Here is a 16,450-nt window from a genome sequence, read left to right as displayed (position 1 = left end):
GCCGCGAGAGGGGTCAGGCGGTGGGCAGCAGGACCGAGTCGATGAGGTAAACGGTCGCGTTGGCGGTGTGCACGCCGCCGCAGATCACGTTGGCGTCGTTGACCTTCAGCGCGTTGCCGGAACCGGTGACCTTGACGGTGCCGGTCTGCACGGTCTTCTGGTCGCCGGCGATCTTGTCAGGCGCGATCTGACCGGGCACCACGTGGTAGGTCAGGATCTTGGCCAGCAGCGCGTCGTCGGTCTTGAGCTTCTCGATCGTCGCGGCGTCGATCTTCGCGAACGCCGAGTCGACCGGCGCGAACACGGTGAACTCGGCACCGTTGAGCGTCGAGACCAGGTCGACCTTCGGGTTGAGCTTGCCGGACACGGCGGCGACCAGCGTCGTCAGCAACGGGTTGTTGCTCGCGGCCACGGCGACCGGGTCCGCGGACATGCCCGCCACCGAACCGGCACCACTGGGCACCTGCTTCGCGTAATCCGCACAACCGGGACCGACGAGGTCACGCGCGGGGTCGGCCATCGCGGCCGAGGACGGGGGCGTGGAGGTGGGTGCGGTACTGGTGCTTGCCATGTCACCCGAGCCGCAGGCAGCCCCGAACAGGGCGAGCGAAGCGGCGCTGACGGCCAGGACGGTGCTGCGGACGGTCGTGTTCATGGCGGACATCTCCAAGGGGTGTTACGGCGGTTGCTCCCTTCATTCGCCGCCCCTCGGCCACCGGATTGGTCTATCACCGTAATTTCGGATTGGTGCCACGCCTTGAGCGCCGTAGGTTCGAAGTGCGATGACCGGACCGTTTCACCTCGTGCTGCGCGAGGCGATCCACGAGCGCGGGCTGCCGTTGGCACGCCTGCAGTCCCGCCTGGCCGACCGGGGCATCCAGGTCGGGCTGGCCAGCCTCAGCGACTGGCAGCACGGCAGGGCCTGGCCGCGGCGCCCGAACTCGTTGCGCGCCATCGTCGCGCTGGAGGAGATCCTCGGCCTGCCGCGGCACACGCTCATGCGGTTGCTCACCACCCACCGACCGCCGCCGTTCCAGCCGCGCCAGGGTGTCGACGAGTACAGCGGGCCGATGGCCGAACTGCTCGACGAACTACCGGGCGCGCGGGCGTGGAAGCTGGAGGTGCTCTGCTCGGAACATGTCGTGAGCGTCGGGGCCGACCACCGGCCGTCACGGTTGGTCGGACGTTCGGTCGCTCGCGCGCGCCACGACGGCGTCGACCGCACGGTGGTGCGGTACTACGGCGCGCCGGGCTGCGACATCGACCAGGTCGAGGTGGTGCCGCGCCACAACTGCGCGCTGGGCAAGGTGCTGCGGCACCGCGAAGGGCGCGCGCTGGCGGTGGAACTGCTTTTCGGGCAACCACTTCAGGCCGGCGAGACCTGGGTGTGGGAAGCGGAGCTGCGGGATCCGACCACGACACGCACCGACTGCGCGCACGCGTTCCGACGGCCGGAGGGCAGCTATCTGCTGGAGGTGCGGTTCCATCCGGACGCGTTGCCTGCGCGCGTGCACCAGTACTTCCGCGCCGACCTGTACGTGGATCGGCACGTGCTCACCGAGCTACCGGTCAACAACCACCACGCCGTGCACGTGATGGCGGCGGGGATGACTTCCGGCGTGCTCGGCATCAAGTGGGAGTGGCCGGACTGAGGCGCCATGAGGGTGACCTTCATGGACCTCAGGTCCATGAAGGTCACCCTCATGGCGCGCCGATCTACGTGCAGGTCCAGCGGATCGCGCCGTATCCGGTCTCCTGGCCGAAGATCGTGTCGTCGTCCCCGATCAGGTAGAGGTCGGTGACCGACCTGAGGCCGTCGGGCAACGGCAGGTCGCCCAGGAACGTCGTGTTCCGCCAGACACCGGTCTTGCCGTCGATCGCGTCACGACGGCCCGCGATCAGCCCGCCCGCGTTGATCGCCGCCGCGGTGCCGCCCTGCTCCAGCTCGAGGACGTTCGCCGGCCCATCCCACAGGAACGACTGCGCACCCGGCCAGCTCGTCACGTGGTAGCCGATCACCTTGCCCGACCTCAGGCCGCTGATGACCGGGCGGTTGCCCTCGGGCAGGGCCAGCCGTGTGACTTCCCCGTTGCGCCACAAGGACGCCAGGCCGGTGCTGCTGTCCTCGAGAAGCACCGTGCCGTCGTCGTCCAGGTCGGTGCCCAGGCCGGCGGAAGAGTCGATCACGATCGGGCCGGCCGCGAGCGTGGACCACAGGACCGACACCGTCTTGCCACCGGTGACCGGCTCGGCACTGCCGAGCACGTCGCCACGCTCGTTGAGAGCGGTCCCGCCGGTCACGCGGTAGCCCGCCGGAGCGACGAGTTCCGTGGTGGTGCCCCTACCGGTGTGCGCTCCGGTGAACAGCACGGTCTTGGAGCGCCCTTCCGCCACGAACCCGGCGCTGAGCAGCACCGTGCCCGACGAGTTCTCGTCGGCGACGCTCGGATACATCAGTTCACCGAGTTCGTCGGCCACCCGCGGCCGACCGTCGGTCCAGACCGCGACCTTGCTGTTGTTCGCGGCAGGGATGCTCACCACGCCCACGAAGTTGCCGCGGCTGTCGGTTCCCCGCACCCGGACCCCCGCCGGGTCGTACCCGTCTGGTGCCGCGATCTTCGACGCCGCCCACGTGCAGGGCGCCCCCTGTTCCGCCACCGCGTTCGGCACGGCCACCACGGCGAACGCCGCGGTCAGCGCAAGCGCCACTACCCCAGTCCTCATCAGGCCTCCCCAGCCTCGGTGATCACGAAGTACACGTCGTGGTCACCGGCAGGGTTGCCTCGCGGATGAGATCAAATGCGGCGCAACGTGTCCGCCGCGCGTGCTGCCCCGAGCCGGTAGCCGCACCGCTCGTGCAGCGCCTTCGCCTCCTCGGCCTGGCTGCGGGCGTCTGCCAGGAGATTCTGGGCGAGGTCGGCCTCGGCGAGCACGCGCAGGCTCTCCCCCTCCACCAGCTGGTGCCCGGAACCGCGGCTGAGCTCCAGCGCCTCCCGCGCCAACGCCCGTGCGGCGTCGGGCTCGCCGTCGCGCAGGTGCAGCGCCGCCAACGAGAGCAGGGCGTCACCACGCCCCCTCAGGTGGGAGGCGGCCGTGGCCAGGTCCAGCGCGGTGCGGAGCTCGACGCGGGCGCGCTCGTCGTCGCCGAGCAGCAGATGCGTGCTGCCGAGCACGTGCCACGCGCTGATCTGCGTGCGCCGCATGCCGAGCCGGGTCGCGATGGCCAGCGCCTGCTCCGCCGCGTGCAGGGCGTCGTCGTACTTCTCCCGGTCGCGGTAGGCGCCGGAGAGGTTCGCGAGGTTGCCCGCCTCCTCGGCCGGCTCACCGAACTCGCGGCACAGCACCAGACCGGCCTGGTAGTGCTCGATCGCGCGGTCGAGCTCCCCCAGCGCCTGGCAGGAACGACCGGCGTGGGTCTCGCCGAGCAGCACACCCCAGCGCACGCCGATGCGATGCGCGACCGCGATCGCCTCGGTGTGCAACTCGTAGGACCTGGTCAGCTCACCGAGTTCCCAGTACGCGTCGCCGAGCACCGCGAGGACCGACACCGAGGGGACGTGGCCCGCCTGTTCGTGCAGCTCCAGCGCTTGCTGGTAGTAGACCGCGCAGTCCCTCGGCCGTCCCATCGAGATGGAAGTCCTGCCGAGCGCGCCCAGCACACTGGGGTACAGCTCGGCGTCGCCCAGCTCCTCGATGATCGCGCGAGCCCGTTCCAGGTACGCCAGCGACTGCTCGTAGTCGCACCGGCTCCAATGCGCGTGGCCGATCAACTGCAACGCGTGCGCCTGGCCGCGCAGGTCGCCGACGCGTTCCGCCGCACCGAGCGTCGCCGTGGCGGTCTCCAGCCAGATCTGATCGGTCCGGTGCCGCTCGAACTGCGGGTGCAGCGCCACGGACAGCTGCACGGCGAGGCGGCTGAGTCCGTGCTGCGCGGCCGCCTTCGTCGCGGCCACGAGGTTGTCCGTCTCGACGTCCAGCCACTCGTTCGCGGAGATCTCGTTCTTGAACGGGACGACGCCCTCGACCGCCTGCCGGAACGGCCGCGGGTCGACGAGCTGCACCGCGGCGACCGTGGCCATCGCGTAGTGCCCGCACAGCCGCTCGACCGCCGCGTCGCAGTCCGCCGCAGACTCCTCGGCCCTGGCGCGTTCGCCCGCGTAGAGCCGCAGCAGGTCGTGGAACGTGAAGCGGCCGGGCTGGTGCTCGTCCACGAGGTGCGCTGCGGTCAGCGCGCGCAGGCACCGACCGGTCTCCGCCTCATCGAGCCGGGCCAGCGCGGCGGCGCCGTCCGCCGTCAGGTCGCGACCGGGCATCAGCCCCATCAACCGGAACAGGCGGCGCTGCGGCTCGTCCAGGGCCGAGTACGACAGCGCGAACGCGGCCCGCACCGCCGTGTCCGGGTCGCCGGGCACCTCCAGCGAGGTGAGCCGGTCACCCGAGCGCAGCGCCGCGACGTAGCTCGCGATCGTGCCGAGGCCGTTCAGCAGGTGGGCGGCGGCGATGCGCAGCGCGAGCGGCAGCCGGGCGCACAGCTCGACGAGCTCGTCGACGGCCGCGGGTTCGGCCGCGATCCGGTCGGCTCCCAGCACGTGCGCGAGCAGGGCTCGAGCCTCCGCCGGGCTGAGCACGTCGAGCACCAGCCGCCGGGCACCGTCGCGGGCCACGAGGCCGTCGAGCCGGTACCGGCTCGTCACGATGGCCAGGCAGGTCGGCGAGCCGGGCAGCAGCGGGCGGACCTGGCTCGCGTCGACGGCGTCGTCGAGCACGACGAGAACGCGCTTGCCGTTCAGCAACGTGCGGTAGGTGGCGGCCGCGGCCTCGACGTCCTGCGGGACCGCGCTCAGCTCCATCCCGAGCCCCGCGAGCAGCTGGGACAGGGCCTCGAGCGGCGTCAACGGCGGACCACCGCCGTGGCCGCGCAGGTTCAGGAAGAGCTGACCGTCCGGGAACCGCGCCCGCGCGCGATGCGCCCAGTGGATCGCCAACGTCGTCTTGCCGATGCCCGCCGTGCCCGCGATCGCCGACACGACCACCGCGTGCGACGACTCGTGCTCGGCCAGCAGCGCGTCCAGGACCGGCAGGACGTCCGCGCGGCCGCTGAAGCCCGACACGGCGGGCGGCAGCTGCGCCGCGGCCGTCTTCTGCCCGGCCGGTTTGGGGGTGGATCGCCTGGTCGCGGCGGTCACCAGGGCGGTCTGCTCGGCGCCGCCGAGCCCCAGTGCGCCGGCGAGGCGCAGGACCGTGTCCCGGTGCGGGTAGCGGCGGGTACCGCGTTCGAGGGTGCTGATCGCCTGCGTGCTGAGGCCGGCGCGTTCGGCCAGCGCCTCCTGCGTCAGTCCGGCGGCCACGCGGTGCCGGCGCAGCAGGTCACCCAGTGATGCGTCCACTCAACCCCTCCCGTACGACCGATTGTACGAGTGGGTTGTACGGGTTGTCGCTGTTGCGGACGCCGGGTGCCCCCGAGAATTCCTGCCAGAGGATGTTCTCGCGGGAGGCGAGATCGTGGGCGGTGCCGGCCTGATGTAGGGGGTTGGACCGGCACCGCCCACTCGAATGAAGGCCGGTCGCTGCCTCGGGGACGGCGACCGGCCTTCGTGGTCTCTGACCGTCCACATGAGACGCCCACGATCCCGGTTCCAAGCTATCCAGCTGTTCGGGCCGCCGCCTTGAGGAATCACCGGAAGAACTTCCGGCAGAAATCCTCATGAGACGATCCGATCCCGAACGCGAGCTCACGACCCGTGGCAGCATGGCCAGGTGAGCACGAACGCGTTCGGGGACTTTCTCCGCTTCTACCGCTCGCGTGTACCGCTCACGCAGGAAGAACTGGCGGACCGCACGGGCCTGAGCATGCGGGCGATCAGCGACATGGAACGCGGCCGCACGCTCACACCCCAGTTCCGCACCGTGCAGCTGCTCGTTCAAGGACTTGAACTCGAGGACGAGGAAGCCGCGGAGTTCACCGCGCTCGCCAGGGCCAGCCGGGTGCGCGCCGCCGAAGAGAAGCCACCCGTCGCACCCGTGGTGGTGGCGGACACGTTGCCGCCCGTGCTGATCGAGCTCACTGGCCGCGAGACCGAGCGGCACACCCTGGACGGGTTCGCGCACGACGCGGAATCGTCGGCACTGCTGCAGATCACCGTGGTCCACGGCCCGCCGGGCGCGGGCAAGACGGCGCTCGCCGTCGACGCCGGGCACCGCCTCGGCGGCCGGTTCGTGCACGGCTGTGTGTTCCTGGACCTGCGCGGCATGGACGACGAGCCGCTGTCACCGGAGCGGGCCGCGCACCGGCTGCTGCGCACGTTCGGTGTGGACGAACGGCAGATTCCCGCGGACCAGGACGACAAGCTGTCGCTGTACCACTCGATGCTGCGCGACCGCTCTGTGCTGCTGGTGCTGGACAACGCCGCCAACGAGGCGCAGGTGCGGCCGCTGCTCGCGTCCAGCCCCGGCACGATGATCCTCGTGACCAGCCGCAACACCCTCACCGGCCTGGACGCCCGGCACCGGCTCGCGCTGGACCTGTTGCCGCTGGACCCTTCCATCGCGTTGCTGCGCGTCATCGTGGGCGACCAGCGCCTGGCGGCCGAACCCGAAGCCGCCGCGCGGGTCGCGGCGCTGTGCGGTGGCACGCCCCTCGCGTTGCTGATCGCGGGCAACCGGCTGGCCAGCAGACCACAGTGGACGATCGCGCACCTCGCCGACCAGCTGGAGGACGAGCGGCGAAGACTCTCGGTGCTCAGGGCGGGCGATCTGCAGGTGCGCGCGGCGTTCGAGATCTCCTACCACCAGCTCAGTCCCACCGCCGCCCGGCTGTTCCGCAGACTCGCCCTGCTGGCCGGCCCGGACACGAGCGCCGAACCGGCCGCGGTGCTCACCGACCTCGCCGAGGAGGCGCTGGAGGAGCTCGCCGACGCGAGCCTGCTCGGCATCAGCGAGACGCCCGGCCGGTACACGTGCCACGACCTGCTGCGGGTGTTCGCCGTCGAACGGCTCGACCTCGACGAGGACCCCGCCGACGTGCGAGAGGTGAGCGAACGGTTGCGGCACTGGTTGCTCGCCGTCGCCACCAAGGCCGCGCGGTTCTTCGACCACGACAACCCCGCATCTGACGGGCCGGATCCGGTGCACGACAAGGAATCCGCGGATCGCTGGCTCACGCTGGAGCTGGAGAACTGGCGCGGTGCCCTGCGATCGGCCGTGGCGCACGGCGAGCACGAACGCGTTCTCGCGCTGGCACAGGCGATGCACTGGTACTCCGACATGCACGGCGTCGGCGAGCTGTGGCGCGAGGTCTTCCAGGCGGGCGCGGACGCGGCACGACGGCTGGGCAACGCCAAGGACACCGCGGAGCAGCTGAACTACCTGGCGTGGGCGCACTACGCGTTGTGCGGGCAGGCACACGAGGCGTTGGTGGTGCACGAGCAGGCCGCCGCGTTCGCCAGCGCCGACACCCTCACCGAGGCGTGGACCTGGTACTACGGCTCGGCGATCCGGCGCAGGCTCGGCGATCCGGAGAAGGCCGTCTGGCTCGGCCGGCAGTCGGTGGCGCTGTTCGAGCAGGCGGGTTACCCGATCGGCGTGAACCTGGCGCTCTCCCTGCTCGGCCTGATGCTGCACACCGCCGGTGAGCTCGGCGAGGCGGTCGAGGTGCAGCAGCGCGGCGTGGCCCAGCACCGCGCGGCCGGCGGTGACGACGGGCTGCTGTCGATGATGCTGATCCGGCTGGCGACCAGCCTGGCCGCCACCGGCGAGGTGAGCGCCGCGCTGGAGCTGCTCGACGAGGCCGAGTCGTTGTTCGGCAAGCACGGCACGACCGCCGGAGTCGCACGGGTGCGGCACAACCGCGGCCTGGTGCTGATGGACGTGGGCAGGCTGCCGGAGGCGAAGGAGCAGCTGCTGTCGGCGTTGGGCGAGGCACGGCTGTCCGATCACCGGATCGAGATCATGGCGCGGCTGGCGGAACTCGCGGACGCCGCCGGTGACGTGGCGCAGGCTCGTGAGCTCCGGGTGCGCGCGCTGGCCGAGTGCCTTCGGTACGAGACGCCTTCGGTGCGCGGGATCGCGGCCCAGCTGGCCGCGGCCCTGACCTAACCGTCCTGCCCAGGTCGTGTTTCGGCGCGAAAAGCACGTTCGGGCCATCTAGCGGCGCCAACGTCCCGTTCGTGCCAAACGGCGGCCCAGAGCGAACGGGGAATTCGGGCCATCTAGCGGCCCGAACGTGCTTTTCGCGCCAAACGGCACGGGGGTTAGCGGCGGCGGCCGCGCGGGCCGATTCTGCGGCCGTTCTCCAGGTCGAAGAAGTGCAGCTGTTCCAGGCACAACCTCACACCCACCTGCTCGCCGTGCACAGGCCGGACGTCCGGGCGGATCCGCAGCACCAACTCCCCCGTGTGCTGCTCATCGACGTTGCACTGCTGCACGGGCCACGCGCCGACGTCGACCGACACCAGCGTCTCGTGCCCGTGGTGTTCGAGGTGCCGCACCAGACCCGTCAGCACCGGGCCGGGCGAACCCGGTGCGGCAGGCCGCAACGCCTCGGTCCGCGCGCCGACCGCGATGTCCTCGCCGTCGTAGTGCGCGACCGCGCGGGCGCGCATGTCCGGCCACGGCAGGTCGATCACCTGGCCGCCGATGTGCAGCGCGACGTGGCTGTCGACGACGACCTGCACGTACGCCTTGATCAGGCTCATCCGGGGACTGCCGAGGAACGCCGCCACGTGCATCGTCGCGGGATGCCGGTAGACCTCGTCCGGCAGGCCCTCGTCCTCCAGCACACCGTTGCGCAGCACGGCGATCCGGTCGGCCATCGTCTGGGCCTCGATCTGGTCGTGCGTCACGTAGAGCACCGTCAGGCCGAGTGAGCGGGCCAGACCGGCGATCTCCGCACGCAGGCCCGACCGCAGCACGGCGTCCAAATTGGACAGAGGCTCGTCCATCAGCAGCACCCGAGGCCCGCGCACGATCGCACGTGCCATCGCCACCCGCTGGCGCTGGCCGCCGGACAGCTCGGCCGGGCGGCGGGCCAGCAGGTCGCCGATGCCGAACGTCTTGGCGACCTCGCCGATCCGGTCGTCGCGCTCCAGCCGCGGACAGTCACCGACGTCCAGCGGAAAGCCGATGTTGTCGCGCACGGTCAGGTGCGGGTACAGCGCGAAGTCCTGGAACACCATCGACACGCCGCGCGAACGGGCCGGCACGTCGTCCGCGGTCCTGCCGTCGAGCACGACGTGGCCGCTGGTGGGCCGTTGCAGGCCCGCGACCATGCGCAGGATGCTCGACTTGCCACAGCCGGACGGACCGAGCAGCACCACGAACTCGCCGTCGCGCACGGAGAGGCTCACGTCGTCCACGGCGACGGTGCCGTCGGGGTAGACCAGGCTCACCTCTCGCAGCGCGACGGCGGTCATTTCGTCGATCCCGCCAGCACGCCCTGCACGAAGTACTTCTGGAACACCAGGAAGACCGCCAGCGGCACGATCATCGACAGGAACGCGCCGGTGGCGAGCAGGTCGATGTTGGTGCCGAACTGGCGCAGCTGCGCGCGCAGCGCCACGGTGATCGGGGCCGAGTCCTGGTCCGCGAACACCAGCGCCACCAGCAGGTCGTTCCACACCCAGAGGAACTGGAAGATCGTCAGCGAGGCGATCGCCGGCTTGGCCACCGGCAGCACGACCCGCTTGAAGATCACCCACTCGGTCGCGCCGTCCATCCGCGCCGCCTCGATCAGGTCGCGCGGGATGCCGGCGAAGAAGTTGCGCAGCAGGAAGATGGCGAACGGCAGGCCGAACGCGACGTGGAACAGCACCACACCGGTGATCGTGCCGAACAGCCCGAACGCCCCGAACAGCTTCGCCACCGGGATCAGCGCGACCTGGATCGGCATGACGAGCAGCCCGACCACGACCACGGTCAGCGTCTCGCGGCCGGGGAACTCGATCCACGACAGCGCATACGACGCCAGCGACCCCATGACGACGACCAGAATCGTTGCGGGAACGGCGATGTAGAAGGTGTTCAGGAACGACTGCCACACCGCCTGGTTCGCGACGAGCTCGGCGTAGTTGGCCAGGGTCAGCTCGGCGGGCTTGGTGAACACGGTCCACCAGCCGCTCGCGGTGTTCGCCGACTCGTCGCGCAACGACGCGATCAGCAAGCCGAACACCGGAACCAGCCAGAAGATCGCCACCAGCGCCAGCAGCAGCTGCACGACACCGTTGCCGAGCCTGGCGACGAGCCGCGACAGCGCGCCCCGCCGCGGTGCGCCGGACACCGGCACGTCGATCCGGACCTCGTCCGGCACCAAGGTGGTGGTCACGACCGCTCCCGTCGGAATCGGCGGATGTTGAACAGCATCGCCGGGGCGACCAGCAGGAACAGGATCACGGCGAGCGCACTGCCCGCCCCCTGGTCGCCGCCCGTGCCGAAGGACACCTGCCACATCTGCAGGGCCAGCACGTTGGCCTCGGACTGCACCGAGCCGGGTGCGATGACGAAGACGAGCTCGAAGATCTTCAGCACGTTGATCACCAGCGTCACGAAGACGACCAGCAGCACCGGCGACAGCAGCGGGATGGTGACCCGTTTGAACACCTGCCACTCGGTCGCACCGTCGACCCGCGCGGCCTCCAGCGCGTCACGGGGGATCGCGGAGAGGCCGGCGGCGATGAACGTGATCGCGAACCCGGTCATGATCCAGATCCAGGACGAGATGATCACCGGGGTGATCAGCGACGGCCCGAGCCAGGTCAGGCCGCGGAACGGCAGCTCGAAGTTCGACGACGGCAGCCGGACCGCGACCTCACCCCACGCGAGGTCGGGGAAGGTGAACCTGCCGTCGTCACCGGTCGTGGTGCGGGCCACGACCTGTCCGTCCCGCACCGCCTCCAGCGCGATGCCGGGCAGCCCGCGTTCGATCGGGTCGACCTGTCCGGCCTTGCCGCCGAGCGACACGTCGAGCCACACGACCCCGCGCACCTCGCCGGTACCGGCCGCCGGCGCGGAGGCCGGGAGCGCCTGCGCGGGCACGTCCTGCGGCGAGAAACCCACCAGCGGCAGCATGATCGTGTCACCGGGCCGCACCGGGGCGTTGCCGAGGAAGCCCGACTCCGTTGCGGTGTACCCATCACGTGGCCGCGCGCCGGGGTACTGCGACGACGGGCTGAACATGTCGTGCACGCCGACGATCGCCGCGTTGACCACGCCCTGGTTCGGCTGCTCCTCGTAGACGAGCCGGAAGATGATGCCCGAGGCGAACAGCGAGATCGCCATCGGCATGAACAGCACCAGCCGGAACGCGGTCGCCCACCGGATGCGTTCGGTGAGCACGGCGAGGATGAGGCCGATGCCGGTGACGGCCGCCGGGGCGACCACCACCCAGATCACGTTGTTGCGGAACGCGGTCAGCGTCCGCGGGTCGGTGAACGTGTCGACGTAGTTGCGCAGGCCGACGAACTGGTCGCCCGTGGCGTCGAAGAAGCTGCGGATCAGCGAGAACACCAGCGGGTAGAGCACCAGTGCCGCGAGCAGGACCAGGGCGGGGAGCAGGAACGGGATCGCCTGCCGGGGCGAGCGCCCCGGCGCGGCGTCCACGTTCACACGGAGCTTCATTCTCGGGGCCTATTTTCCGTAGGCCTTGGCGGCGTTGACTTCCAGCCGCGCCATGATGCCGTCGACGTTCTTCGGGTCGGCCAGGAAGTCCTGCAGGTCCTTCCACTCCCCCGCACCCTTCGTGCCGCCGAACGCGGCCGGCGCCAGGTCGGACATGTCGAACCGCACGTTGTCGCCCGCGTCGACGATGCGCCGCGCCAGGTCCTGGGTCACCTCGTCCGGGTAGGCCGACGCCGGGATGTCCTTGTTGGGCGAGAGGAACCCGCCGAGCCCGGCCCAGGTCTGCCCCGACTCCGGCGAGGCGAGGAACTTCATCAGCTCGGTGGTCGCCTTGTCGTCCTTGAACTGCACGGCCATGTCACCGCCGGCCACGACCGCCTCCTTGCTGCCCGCGACCGACGGGAACGGGAAGAACTTCGCATCCTGGCCGACCTTCGCCTGGGTGTTCGTGGTGATCACGCTCGCGACGAAGTCGGCCTCGAAGACCATCGCCGCCTTGGCCGGCTCACCGAAGACGTTGATCACGGACTTGGGGAACTCGGTCTGCAGGGCGCCGCCGTCGATCAGCGTCGGGTCTCCCCACAGCTTCGCCAGTTCCTCCAACGCCTTGCGCACGGTCGGGTCGGTCCACGGGATCTCGTGACGGGCGAGCTTGTCGTAGTTGTCAGGACCCGCGGTGCGCAGGTAGACGTTCTCGAACCAGTCGGTGAGCGTCCAGCCGTCCGCGCCGCCGACCGACACCGCGGCCAGGCCCGTCTCGGCGATCGCCTTGCTGGTCTTGATCAGGTCGTCCCACGTTCCCGGCGGGGTCGCGCCGACCTGCTTGAAGGCCTTGTCGCTGTACCAGAACGCGGACTTGTTGGCCGCCTTGAAGGTGAACCCGTAGAGCTTGGAGTCGACGCTGCCGAGCTGCTTCCACACCGCCGCGTTGTGCTCGGTGACGGCCTTCTCGACCTCACCGCTGACCGGCTTCAACGCACCTGCTCGCGCGAACTGCGCGACGAGGCCGGGCTGGGCGATCAGCGCGACGTTCGGCGGTGTGCCGCCGGAGACTCTGGTTTGCAGCACCGTCGGCAGTTCGTCACCGGCGGGTGTGTACTTGACCTCAGCGCCGGTCTTGGCCGAGAACGCCTTCAGCACCTGCTCGAAGTTCTTCTGCTCGTCACCGGTCCACGGGCCGATGACCTCGACGGTCTGGTTCTTCAGGTCCTCGGAGCCGGACACGGCGGCACCTCCCGAGCACGCGGCGGCGGTGAGCGCGAGCAGGGCGATCCACTGCTTCTTCATCATCGAAGCTCTCCTACTTCCAGATCGAGGACCCGGTGGCCGGGTCGAAGAAGTGCAGCCGGGAGGTGTCCACCCAGGCGGCGACGGGTTGTCCTTCGTAGATGCGGGTGCGCGGGCTGAACCGTCCGACCAGGACGGTTCCCTTCCCGGCGGTCTTGGGCAGGTCGTCGGTGCCCGCGTCCTGCGCGAGCTCACGGGTGTCGTCGGTGACCACGGGCGGGACGTCGACCGGGAAGTGCACGAGGACGTCCGAGCCCATGGCCTCGACCAGGTCGGCCACCGAGTGGAGGATCTGGCCTTCCCGCGCGTCGGCGAGCGCTGTGTCCTCCATGTCCTCCGGCCGGATGCCGACCACGACGTCGTGGCCGACGTACTGCTCCAGCGCGGGCCGTTGCAGCAGAACGGATTCCGGCAGCAGCAGGGCGTCGGAGTTGAGCGACACCCAGAACCGGTCGTCGGAGTCGCGGTCGAGGCGGGCGGACACGAGGTTCATGCCCGGTGAGCCGATGAACCCGGCGACGAACAGGTTCACCGGCCGGTCGTAGAGCTCCTGCGGCGGCCCGACCTGTTGCAGCACACCGCGGCGCATCACCGCGACGCGGTCGCCGAGGGTCATGGCCTCGGTCTGGTCGTGCGTCACGTACACGGTCGTCACGCCGATCTCGCGCTGGATCCTGGCGATCTGGGCCCGCATCTGCACCCGCAGCTTGGCGTCCAGATTGGACAGCGGCTCGTCCATCAGGAACGCCTGGGGCGCCCGCACGATCGCCCGGCCCATCGCGACGCGCTGCCGTTGCCCGCCGGAGAGGTTGCGCGGCTTGCGGTCGAGGTGCTCGGTCAGTTCCAGCACCTCGGCCACCTCGCGAACCCGGTGGTCGATCTCGGTCTTCGGCAGCTTGCGCAACGTCAGGCCGAACGCGATGTTGTCGTACACGTTCAGGTGCGGGTAGAGCGCGTACGACTGGAACACCATCGCCACGTCGCGGTCACGCGACGGCACGTCGTTGACGACCTGCTCACCGATGCGGATGGTGCCCTCGGTGATCTGCTCCAGCCCGGCGATCATCCGCAGCGCCGTCGTCTTGCCACAGCCGGACGGGCCGACGAGCACCAGGAACTCACCGTCGCGGATCTCGAGGTCGAGGCCGGTGACCGCACGCGTGCCGTCCCCGTACGCCTTGCCGAGACCCGTCAGAACGACTTCTGCCACGCCCACTCCCTGGTTCGGTGTGAGTGCAGACCGTAGGGCCGCCCTCCCTAAGAGAGATTTAAGGACGAAACACGATCTCGATAAGCTCGAAACACCTCTCCCAATCGGCGGGTTCGCTGCTTACGCTGCGTGTATGTCGAAGGTGCTGGTGGTCGAGGACGACCCGGTGGTCCAGGCAGCGCTCGTGCACGCGCTGACCGACCTCGGGCACGTCGTGCAGGCCGTCGGCACCGCCGTCGCGGCGTTGCGGGAAGCGGGCACGAACGAGCTGGACCTGGTGATACTCGACCTCGGACTGCCCGATCTGGACGGTGTCGCGGCGCTGCGGATGCTGCGCGGGATCAGCAACGTGCCGGTCATCGTGGCGACCGCCCGTGGCGCCGAGAACTCGGTCGTGAGCACGTTGAACGCAGGCGCGGACGACTACATCGTGAAGCCGTTCACCGCCGAACACCTCGCCGCGCGGATCAACGCGTTGTTACGCCGCACGGGTGGTTCTGCCCCCGCGACCGACGAGGTGGTCGCGCTCGGCGAGCTGCGGATCGATCTCGCGCAGCGTTCGGCCACGCTCGGTGACCTGGCGCTCGCGTTGAGCAGGCGGGAGTTCGACCTGCTGACGTATCTGGCACAGCGGCCTGGGCGGGTGATCTCGCGGCGCGAGCTGATCCAGGCCGTGTGGGGGCATCCGTACGTCGGTGACGACAAGACGATCGACGTGCACGCTTCCTGGTTGCGGCGCAAGCTCGGGGAAACCGCGGCGCACCCGCGTTATCTGCACACGGTCCGCGGCGTCGGGTTCAAGCTGGCGGCGCCGGAATGAGATCGGTCATCACCCGCGCGCTGCTCACCGCCGCCGGGTTGGTGACGGTGGTCTTCCTGGCCACCGCTGGGTTTCTGGTCTACACACGCGCTGCCGCCGCGGTCGCCGCGGGTGATCAGCGCGACGCCGCCGCCGTCGCCGCCGTGCTCGCGGTCTCCTCGGACGCCGATGCGGTGCGGGCCACGATCGCGCGCACGTCCGCCGGTGCCGAGGGACGGCTTTCCGTGGTGCTCGCCGACGGCACCCGGCTCGGCGCCGGCGTTGGGGAGCCGGTGACTTCCAGTGGCGGTGCGGTGGTTTCGGTCGTGCCCGCCACCGTGCCGTTCCCCTGGGCTGTCACGTCGGCGGTCGTCGGTCTCGCGCTGCTGACGTTGGGAGTGGCGGTGCTGCTCGGACATCGGCCGTTCAAACCGGTACTGTCCGCGTTGGGGGTGCTCGCTTCTTCCGCCGGGCGCCGGGTTCGGCTGACCGGGCCTCGCGAACTGGAGGCGCTCGCGTCCTCGATCAACGCGGCCGGTGAGCGGACTTCGCGGTTGCGGGCCAAGGAACGCGAGATGATCGCGGACGTGTCGCACCGCCTGCGGACGCCGTTGACCGCCCTGCGGCTGGACGCGGACGCGGTGGGTGCAGGGCCGGTCGCCGATCGGATTCGCAGTGCGGTCAGCACGCTCGGCCACGACGTCGACAGGATCATCCAGGCGTTGCAACCAGCCGAGAGCGACTCGCCGAGCACGTGCGACGTGGCATCGGTGGTCGAGGCCAGGATGGCGTTCTGGTCCGCGCACGCCGCGAACCAGGGCCGGCCCTGCGAGATCGACGTCGGCGAGCCCGCCTGGGTGCCGTTGTCCCCCGACGCGCTGGGTGCCGTGGTGGATGCGTTGCTGGAGAACGTCTTCCGGCACACCCCCACTGCCGCCCCGGTCGGGGTGTCCGTCGTGCGGCACGCCGGGTGGGTGACGCTGGCGGTCGAGGACGGCGGTACCGGCGTCGCCGATCCGTCGTCCGCGTTGCACCGGGGCAGCAGCGGGGGTGGGTCGACCGGGCTCGGGCTGGACATCGCCCGCGCCGCCGCGGAGGCGACGGGCGGGACGATCCACCTGGAGCGCGGACGGCTGGGCGGAGCGCGCGTGCGATTGCGGTTCGGGGAGGCCGACAGCCACCACGAGCCGGCGAGCCCGCGCGCGTGGCGGCTGTGGCACGGTCATCCCTGACGGGTCAGGGCACGTCGAGCTTGAAGGGGTCGTGCTCGGTCAGCAGCTTGTCCAGCCGCGCTCTGTCCACCCGGCTTGTTATGTAGGTGTCCTCCTGCCGGTCCCTGAGGACCTTGGCGAGCGTGAACGCCGAGGTGACCGTGTAGAGCATCGCGATCCCCAGGAACGCGCGCACCCAGCCGTCCACCGGCAGGAACACCACTCCGATACCGACGGCGGTCAGCGAGAGCCCGAACGACAGGACCGCCTGCACGTAGAAGGCGGCGGTCGTCGGGGTGTGCGAGGGCGTGGGAGAAGTCATGATCCCGAGAG

Annotated in this window: 13 protein-coding genes; 4 read left to right on the top strand and 9 right to left on the bottom strand. The window is 70.3% G+C overall.

The window, feature by feature from the left end; translation table 11 throughout:
- Positions 1-13 precede the first annotated feature (13 nt).
- A complete protein-coding gene (locus tag ACIA8G_RS02260; RefSeq protein WP_396416421.1) occupies positions 14-655 on the bottom strand; it encodes a fasciclin domain-containing protein in 642 nt (213 codons plus the stop codon).
- A gap of 127 nt (positions 656-782) precedes the next feature.
- Here ACIA8G_RS02260 and ACIA8G_RS02255 point away from each other — a divergent pair, with 127 nt between their 5' ends.
- Positions 783-1,652: a hypothetical protein gene (locus ACIA8G_RS02255; protein ID WP_396416420.1), complete on the top strand. Its 870-nt coding sequence runs from the start codon at positions 783-785 to the stop codon at positions 1,650-1,652.
- A gap of 64 nt (positions 1,653-1,716) precedes the next feature.
- Here the strand turns inward: ACIA8G_RS02255 and ACIA8G_RS02250 are convergent, their stop codons facing one another.
- Together ACIA8G_RS02250 and ACIA8G_RS02245 are read right to left on the bottom strand one after the other, a co-directional pair.
- A complete protein-coding gene (locus ACIA8G_RS02250; protein ID WP_396416419.1) occupies positions 1,717-2,724 on the bottom strand; it encodes a hypothetical protein in 1,008 nt (335 codons plus the stop codon).
- 71 nt (positions 2,725-2,795) lie between these two features.
- Positions 2,796-5,387: an ATP-binding protein gene (locus tag ACIA8G_RS02245; RefSeq protein WP_396416418.1), complete on the bottom strand. Its 2,592-nt coding sequence runs from the start codon at positions 5,385-5,387 to the stop codon at positions 2,796-2,798.
- 370 nt (positions 5,388-5,757) lie between these two features.
- Between ACIA8G_RS02245 and ACIA8G_RS02240 the strand changes: the two genes are divergently transcribed.
- Positions 5,758-8,094 carry an ATP-binding protein gene (locus ACIA8G_RS02240; protein ID WP_396416417.1) on the top strand — a complete coding sequence of 779 codons (2,337 nt, stop codon included), beginning with the start codon at positions 5,758-5,760 and terminating at the stop codon, positions 8,092-8,094.
- Positions 8,095-8,249: 155 nt separating this feature from the next.
- Here the strand turns inward: ACIA8G_RS02240 and ACIA8G_RS02235 are convergent, their stop codons facing one another.
- The 5 genes from ACIA8G_RS02235 to ACIA8G_RS02215 are packed head-to-tail and all read right to left on the bottom strand — an operon-like array spanning position 8,250 to position 14,107.
- Positions 8,250-9,410, bottom strand: a complete 1,161-nt coding sequence (locus ACIA8G_RS02235; protein ID WP_396416416.1) for an ABC transporter ATP-binding protein — start codon at positions 9,408-9,410, stop codon at positions 8,250-8,252.
- Positions 9,407-10,318, bottom strand: a complete 912-nt coding sequence (locus ACIA8G_RS02230; RefSeq protein WP_396416415.1) for a carbohydrate ABC transporter permease — start codon at positions 10,316-10,318, stop codon at positions 9,407-9,409. Before ACIA8G_RS02230 ends, ACIA8G_RS02235 begins: the two co-directional genes overlap by 4 nt.
- On the bottom strand, positions 10,315-11,610 hold the full coding sequence (locus ACIA8G_RS02225) for an ABC transporter permease subunit (RefSeq protein ID WP_396416414.1): 1,296 nt from the start codon (positions 11,608-11,610) through the stop codon (positions 10,315-10,317). Before ACIA8G_RS02225 ends, ACIA8G_RS02230 begins: the two co-directional genes overlap by 4 nt.
- A 9-nt stretch (positions 11,611-11,619) precedes the next feature.
- Positions 11,620-12,900, bottom strand: a complete 1,281-nt coding sequence (locus tag ACIA8G_RS02220; protein ID WP_396416413.1) for an ABC transporter substrate-binding protein — start codon at positions 12,898-12,900, stop codon at positions 11,620-11,622.
- A 10-nt stretch (positions 12,901-12,910) separates the two neighbouring features.
- On the bottom strand, positions 12,911-14,107 hold the full coding sequence (locus ACIA8G_RS02215) for an ABC transporter ATP-binding protein (protein WP_396416412.1): 1,197 nt from the start codon (positions 14,105-14,107) through the stop codon (positions 12,911-12,913).
- A 133-nt stretch (positions 14,108-14,240) separates the two neighbouring features.
- On the opposite strand from ACIA8G_RS02215, the gene ACIA8G_RS02210 reads away from it, so the two are divergent.
- Together ACIA8G_RS02210 and ACIA8G_RS02205 are read left to right on the top strand one after the other, a co-directional pair.
- Positions 14,241-14,927 (top strand): response regulator transcription factor, encoded by a 687-nt coding sequence (locus ACIA8G_RS02210; protein WP_396416411.1) that lies wholly within the window; start codon positions 14,241-14,243, stop codon positions 14,925-14,927.
- Positions 14,924-16,138 (top strand): sensor histidine kinase, encoded by a 1,215-nt coding sequence (locus ACIA8G_RS02205; RefSeq protein ID WP_396416410.1) that lies wholly within the window; start codon positions 14,924-14,926, stop codon positions 16,136-16,138. The genes ACIA8G_RS02210 and ACIA8G_RS02205 overlap by 4 nt, the downstream gene beginning before the upstream one ends.
- 4 nt (positions 16,139-16,142) lie before the next feature.
- Here ACIA8G_RS02205 and ACIA8G_RS02200 read toward each other — a convergent pair whose 3' ends face one another.
- The gene (locus ACIA8G_RS02200; protein ID WP_396416409.1) at positions 16,143-16,439 is read right to left on the bottom strand and encodes a YiaA/YiaB family inner membrane protein; all 297 of its coding nucleotides are present in this window, start codon (positions 16,437-16,439) and stop codon (positions 16,143-16,145) included.
- Positions 16,440-16,450 lie beyond the last annotated feature (11 nt).

Origin of the sequence: Lentzea sp. NPDC051213 (genome assembly GCF_044455585.1) — a bacterium.
In the GTDB taxonomy this organism is placed as follows: Bacteria; Actinomycetota; Actinomycetes; order Mycobacteriales; family Pseudonocardiaceae; genus Lentzea.
The sequence above is the reverse complement of the archived record's forward strand: the minus strand, read 5'-3'. Positions and strand labels throughout refer to the sequence as shown.

What these genes read in the sequence shown, in the direction of transcription:
- ACIA8G_RS02260 (WP_396416421.1), bottom strand. Translation starts at nt 655, where the DNA reads ATGAACACGACCGTCCGCAGCACCGTCCTGGCCGTCAGCGCCGCTTCG.
- ACIA8G_RS02255 (WP_396416420.1), top strand. Translation starts at nt 783, where the DNA reads ATGACCGGACCGTTTCACCTCGTGCTGCGCGAGGCGATCCACGAGCGC.
- ACIA8G_RS02250 (WP_396416419.1), bottom strand. Translation starts at nt 2,724, where the DNA reads ATGAGGACTGGGGTAGTGGCGCTTGCGCTGACCGCGGCGTTCGCCGTG.
- ACIA8G_RS02235 (WP_396416416.1), bottom strand. Translation starts at nt 9,410, where the DNA reads ATGACCGCCGTCGCGCTGCGAGAGGTGAGCCTGGTCTACCCCGACGGC.
- ACIA8G_RS02225 (WP_396416414.1), bottom strand. Translation starts at nt 11,610, where the DNA reads ATGAAGCTCCGTGTGAACGTGGACGCCGCGCCGGGGCGCTCGCCCCGG.
- ACIA8G_RS02220 (WP_396416413.1), bottom strand. Translation starts at nt 12,900, where the DNA reads ATGATGAAGAAGCAGTGGATCGCCCTGCTCGCGCTCACCGCCGCCGCG.
- ACIA8G_RS02210 (WP_396416411.1), top strand. Translation starts at nt 14,241, where the DNA reads ATGTCGAAGGTGCTGGTGGTCGAGGACGACCCGGTGGTCCAGGCAGCG.
- ACIA8G_RS02205 (WP_396416410.1), top strand. Translation starts at nt 14,924, where the DNA reads ATGAGATCGGTCATCACCCGCGCGCTGCTCACCGCCGCCGGGTTGGTG.
- ACIA8G_RS02200 (WP_396416409.1), bottom strand. Translation starts at nt 16,439, where the DNA reads ATGACTTCTCCCACGCCCTCGCACACCCCGACGACCGCCGCCTTCTAC.